The sequence below is a fragment of the Oerskovia sp. NPDC060287 genome (genome assembly GCF_042726775.1).
Taxonomy (GTDB): Bacteria; Actinomycetota; Actinomycetes; order Actinomycetales; family Cellulomonadaceae; genus Oerskovia; species Oerskovia merdavium.
This window is the reverse complement of the sequence record NZ_JBHXBO010000244.1, coordinates 1-6,028: the sequence shown is the minus strand read 5'-3', so window position 1 is coordinate 6,028 and position 6,028 is coordinate 1. Positions and strand designations below refer to the sequence as shown.

The 6,028-nt window shown below is 73.7% G+C and carries 3 protein-coding genes; 1 reads left to right on the top strand and 2 read right to left on the bottom strand.

All coding sequences use genetic code 11. The features are described from left to right. Together ACFWFR_RS16590 and ACFWFR_RS16585 are read right to left on the bottom strand one after the other, a co-directional pair. Positions 1-265: DUF5998 family protein (locus ACFWFR_RS16590; protein WP_377623695.1), on the bottom strand; the 265-nt coding region annotated here is incomplete at its 3' end. Positions 266-351: 86 nt separating this feature from the next. Beyond that, positions 352-3,243: a GNAT family N-acetyltransferase gene (locus ACFWFR_RS16585; protein ID WP_377623693.1), complete on the bottom strand. Its 2,892-nt coding sequence runs from the start codon at positions 3,241-3,243 to the stop codon at positions 352-354. Positions 3,244-3,478: 235 nt separating this feature from the next. On the opposite strand from ACFWFR_RS16585, the gene ACFWFR_RS16580 reads away from it, so the two are divergent. Continuing rightward, the gene (locus ACFWFR_RS16580) at positions 3,479-5,962 is read left to right on the top strand and encodes a DNA topoisomerase (ATP-hydrolyzing) subunit A (protein ID WP_191805037.1); all 2,484 of its coding nucleotides are present in this window, start codon (positions 3,479-3,481) and stop codon (positions 5,960-5,962) included. Positions 5,963-6,028: the final 66 nt, after the last annotated feature.

Sequence of the window (6,028 nt, the reverse complement as noted above, 5' to 3'; positions counted from 1 at the left end):
CCGCTGCGGAGGCCGAGGGGTTCTCGCTGTCCGCGGGGTGGTCGTCGACGTGGGCCGTGATGAGGCGCGTCGGGGTCAGGACCAGGACGGTCAGGTGGCGACGGACCTCGGTGTCGAACGTCGTCTCGACGTACACCAGGTGGGACACGAGCTCCTCGCCGGCGATCGCGACGTCGAGGACGTCCTGGACCAGCTCGGGGTAGTAGCCCGCGCGGCGCAGCTGGGAGGTCAGGTCGGTCCGGGAGGCAGATTCAGCAGATGGCACCCGGGCATTCTCCCACCGCTCGACACGGCGGGGCCAGTCCGCCCCGGGCTGTGGGTGCCCGGGCCCCGCGGCGGCCTGTGGACGCCTCAGCCCGGCAGGGCCCTGCGCAGGGTGTCGGCGCGCTGGGCGCCCGCGACCTGGACCCGGGCACCCAGCACCGCGGCGCCGTGCTCGGCGACCACGACCGGGTAGATCTCGACGCTGCGCAGCTCGGGCAGCTCGTCCGCCATGAGGGACACGCGCGCGATCAGGTCCTCGAGGGCAGCGGTGTCCGCGACGGGCGCACCCATGTACCCGAACAGGCGGGGCGCGGCGCGGATCGAGCGGACCATGGTCGCGACGTCGACGTCCGTGAGAGGTGGCACGCCGTAGCTCACGTCGCCCAGGAGATCGACCGCGTCGCCCGCGAGCCCGAACGAGACGACCGGACCGAAGAGCTGGTCCTCGGTCGAGCGCACGACGCACGCCACGCCGGCGTCGCTCATGCGCTGGACCTCGAAGGGCGCGGGGCCGCCCTGCTCCCCGTGCCCGTCCGTGCCGGCTCCCGGGCCGAGCACCCCCGGCAGCACGGCCGCGAGCGTCTCGCGCATCTGCTCGACGTCGTCGCGCAGCTCGTCCTCGTCGCCGATGTCGAGGCGCACGCCCCCCAGGTCCGCACGGTGCCGCAGCGACTCGGCGGTGCTCTTGAGGGCCACGGGCCAACCGATCTCGTGGGCTGCCGCGACGGCCTCGTCGGCCGTGCGCACGCGGCGCGAGGGCCACAGCTCGATCCCGTAGGCCGCGAGCAGGCGCCCGACGTCCTGGGGGTCGAGGTCCACCACGGTGTCCCCGACGAGCGCCCCTTCGACCAGGGCACGCGCCCCGTCGGAGTCGACGCCCGTCGGTCGCTCGACCGTGCCGTGGTCGGCCTCGCGCCAGCGGGCGTACCCGACCACGGCCCCGACCGCGGCGACCGCGTCCTCGGGCGTCGAGTAGGCGGGCACGTGCACGGGTGGTCCGTCGGGGTTCGTCGGGTCGGGGGCCGAGAGCTCCTCGGCGAGCCCGTGCATGCCCAGGACGCTCGCGACCGTGGTGCGCCCGCTCGCCGCGGCCGCGCGCGCGACGGCCCGCGAGAACGCCTCCCCGCGCGGGCGCACCGTGGGCACGTGCACCGCGACCACGACGTCGCACGCGTCGGGAGCGAAGATCGCCGCGACAGCGGCCTCGACCTCGTCGTCGTCGGCGTCCTCGGCCACGAAGCCCGACCGGTCCGAGACCACGAGCCCCGCCGACCCCACGGCCTCCGCGACGAGCGCGGTGAGCGCCGCCGAGGACGTGAGGAGCCCGATGCGCCGGCCGCTCGGCAGCGGCTGGTACGCCAGGAGCTGGGCGATGTCGACCAGGTGGTGGGTGTTCTCGGCGTGGATCACGCCCGACTGGCGCAGCATCTCGTCGAGCGTGCGCCGCGGGGCACGCGTCGAGCGCACCGCGTGCCCGGGCGGCACGACCTGCCCCGAGCGCCCCGCGGTCACGACCACGACGGGCTTGACCGACGCGAGCCTGCGGGCGATGCGGGAGAACTTGCGGGGGTTGCCGATCGACTCGAGGTACAGGCACACGACCGAGGTCTCGGGGTCGTCCTGCCAGAACTGCATGAGGTCGTTGCCCGAGACGTCGGCCCGGTGCCCGGCCGACACGAACGACGAGACCCCGATCCCGCGGCGCAGGGCGGTCGCCAGGAGCGTGACCGCGGTGGGCGCCGACTGGCAGAAGATCCCGATGCTCCCGGCAGGCGGCAGCACCTCGGCCAGGCTCGCGTTGAGCCGGTGCTCGACGTGGGTCGTGAAGAGCCCGTACGTCGCGGGACCGACCACGCGCATCCCCGCCGCGTGCGCGGTGCGCAGCAGCTCGCGCCGCAGGGCCACGCCCTCCGGCCCGGTCTCGGCGTAGCCCGCCGAGAGCACGACGACGGCGCGCACGCCCAGGCGCTCGAGCTCGGCCGTGGCCGCGATCGCCTCGTGCGGGGGCAGCGCCAGGAGCGCGAGGTCCACGGGCCCGGGGACGTCCGCGAGGCGCGCGAAGAACCGGACGGCCGGACTCCCTGCCGCACCGTCGTCGTCGGCGCTGTCGGCGCTGTCGGGCTCGGCCCCTCGCTCCGCGGGCTCCGCGGGCTCCGCGGAAGGGTCGTCGAAGCCTGCGGGGGGAGCCACGCCCACGACGTCGAACGTGCCGTCACCCGGGTCCGTCAGCGCGTTGGCGAGCACGCGCTCGGCCATGAGACGGCTCGCGGTGCCGGGCTCCGCCGTCGGGCCCGGTCCGACGAGCAGGACGCGACGGGCCGTGAGCAGACCGTGCATCGAGCGCGCCTCGGCGCGGTGCTCACGGTCCGCCATGACCGCCCGCGAGCGCTCGGTCGGGTCGAGGTCGACGCTGACGGCGACGATCCCGTCGTCGACGTGCTGGCTCGTGGCGTACCCGGCCTCCTGGAAGACGGCGAGCATCTTGCCGTTCTGCGGCAGCACCTCGGCGCTGAACCTCCGCACCCCGCGCTCCCTCGCCGCGACCGCGAGGTGCTCGAGCAGCACCGAGCCCAGCCCGCGCCCCTGCTCGGCGTCGGCGATGTTGAACGCGACCTCGGCCTCGTGCGGCGTGACCTTGTCGAAGCGCGCGACGCCGATGATGTCCTCGCGCGACCCCTCCCCCACGCGCTTGACGGCGACCAGGGCCACGCGCTCGTCGTGGTCGACGACCGTGAAGCGCGCGAGGTCACGGTCCGAGAGCCGCTCGATGTTCGCGAAGAAGCGCAGGTAGGTCGAGCGCTCGGACTGCCCCATGTGGAAGCGCTGGAGGGCCGGGGCGTCGGACGGACGGATGGGGCGCACGTGCGTCGTGCTGCCGTCGCGCAGCACCACGTCTGCCTCCCACTCGACCGGGTACTCCCCCTGGCCGGCGTCGTGGGGCCCCGCGTCGGGCTCCGCCGGGACGTCGTGTCCGCTCACCCGCCCTAGGCTACGTGGGTCGCGGCACCGCTGGTCAGCGGCACGCCCGGTTCGCGGGAGAATGAGGCCCGGGTGTCGGTGCCCCGCAGTATCGTTCGCTGGTACTGCGGGGCACCGGCAGCACGTCCCGACCAGGCCGCACCCGTGCCCGCGGTGCCCGCTGTGCCGCACCCGAGCCTTCGCCACGCGACGACCGCTGTCCCCGACCCACCGACCCGCAGGAGCCCGACGACCCATGGCGCGCAGACCGTCCGCCTCGAAAGCCCCGCTCGACCCGAGCGAGGTCCACGAGAAGATCATCGACATCGACGTCACGACGGAGATGGAGGGGTCCTTCCTCGAGTACGCGTACTCGGTCATCTACGCCCGTGCCCTGCCGGACGCGCGCGACGGGCTCAAGCCCGTCCAGCGCCGCATCCTGTTCCAGATGTCCGACATGGGCCTGCGTCCGGACCGCGGCCACGTCAAGTCGGCGCGCGTCGTCGGCGAGGTCATGGGCAAGCTCCACCCGCACGGCGACACCGCGATCTACGACGCGCTGGTCCGTCTGGCCCAGCCCTTCTCGCTGCGCCTGCCCCTCGTCGACGGGCACGGGAACTTCGGGTCGCTCGACGACGGCCCCGCGGCCCCCCGGTACACCGAGGCCCGCCTCGCGACCTCGGCCATGGCCATGACCGTCGGGCTCGACGAGGACGTCGTCGACTTCATCCCGAACTACGACAACAAGCTGACCCAGCCCGAGGTCCTGCCCTCGGCCATCCCGAACCTCCTGGTCAACGGAGCCGCGGGCATCGCGGTCGGCATGGCGACCAACATGGCGCCCCACAACCTGGTGGAGGTCGTCGCCGCGGCCCAGCACCTCATCAAGCACCCCACCGCGGACCTCGAGGCGCTCATGCGCTTCATCCCCGGCCCGGACCTGCCCGGGGGCGGCAAGATCGTCGGCCTCGACGGCATCCGCGACGCCTACCGCACGGGCCGCGGCTCGTTCCGCACGCGGGCCACGGCGCGCATCGAGAACATCACGGCCAAGCGCAAGGGCATCGTCTTCACCGAGCTCCCCTACCTCGTGGGGCCGGAGAAGGTCATCGAGAAGATCGCCGAGGGCGTGAAGTCGAAGAAGCTCGTGGGCATCACCAACGCGACCGACCTGACCGACCGCGCGCACGGACTGCGCCTGGTCGTGGAGATCAAGACGGGCTTCAACCCCGAGGCCGTGCTCGAGCAGCTCTACAAGGTCACGCCGCTCGAGGACTCGTTCGGCATCAACAACGTCGCGCTCGTCGAGGGCCAGCCCCGCACGCTGGGCCTGCGCGAGCTGCTCCAGGTCTGGGTCGACCACCGGATCGACGTCGTGCGACGTCGCAGCGCGTACCGGCTCGCCAAGCGCAAGGAACGGCTGCACCTGGTCGAGGGCCTGCTGCTCGCGATCGTCGACATCGACGAGGTCATCCAGGTCATCCGCACGAGCGACGACGCGGACACGGCCCGGACCCGCCTGCGCGAGGTCTTCGACCTCTCCGAGCCCCAGGCCGAGTACATCCTCGAGCTGCGGCTGCGCCGCCTGACCAAGTTCTCGCGCCTCGAGCTCGAGAAGGAGCAGGAGGCCCTGCGCCTCGAGATCGCCCAGCTCGAGGAGATCCTCGGCGACGACGCCAAGCTGCGCGCGGTCGTCTCGGCGGAGATGAAGGAGGTCGCCAAGACCTACGGCACGCCCCGCCGCACCATCCTGCTCGAGTCGGCGGGCGCCTCGCCCACCTCGGCCCAGGGCGTTCTCGGGACCGTCTCGGCCGTGCCCCTCGAGGTCGAGGACACCCCCTGCTGGGCGCTCATGTCCGCGACGGGGCTCCTGGCCCGCACGAGCGACGCGACCGAGCCCGGCACGGGCGGGCGCCGCCACTCGCACGACGCGCTGCGCGGCACCGTGCTCGCGAGCGTGCGCAGCGACGTCGGGCTCGTCACGAGCCGCGGACGGATCGTGCGTCTCTCCGTGCTGGACCTGCCGACCCTGCCCCCGACCGACGGCGCCCCGAGCCTGTCCGGCGGTGTCCCGCTGAGCGAGATCGTGAGCCTCGAGCCGGGCGAGGAGCCGTTGACGATCGTCTCGCTCGACCCCGACGCGCCCACCCTGGCGCTCGGTACCGCAGGCGGCGTGGTCAAGCGCGTCATCGCAGGCGACGTGCCGACCAACCGCGACGCCTGGGAGGTCATCTCCCTCAAGGAGGGCGACCGCGTGGTCGGAGCGGCACCGGTCACCGACCAGGACGAGCTCGTGTTCGTCAGCTCGGACGCGAACCTGCTGCACTTCGACGCGTCGGCCGTGCGCCCCCAGGGGCGCAGCGCGGCCGGCATGGCGGGCATCAAGCTCGGCCCGGACCAGCGCGTCACGTTCTTCGGGGTCGTCGAGGCCGACAGCCGCGACCTCATGACCGTCGTGACCATCGCCGGGTCGTCCGACGCCCTGCCGGGCACGCAGGCGGGCGCCGGGAAGGTCACGCCGTACGAGCTGTACCCGGGCAAGGGACGCGCGACGGGCGGCGTCCGCGCCCAGCGCTTCCTCAAGGGCGAGGACTCGCTCATCTTCGCGTGGGTGGGCCGCGGCCCCGGCCGGGCCGTCGGGTCCGCCGGGCAGCCGGTCGACCTCCCACCGGTCGACCAGCGACGCGACGGCTCGGGCGCACCGCTCGACGTCCCGATCACCGCGATCGGCGTCGGCTGAGCACAGCACGACCTCGCCGCGTCACGCGGCGAACGGCCGAGGGGCCGACCGGTGTCTCCGGTCGGC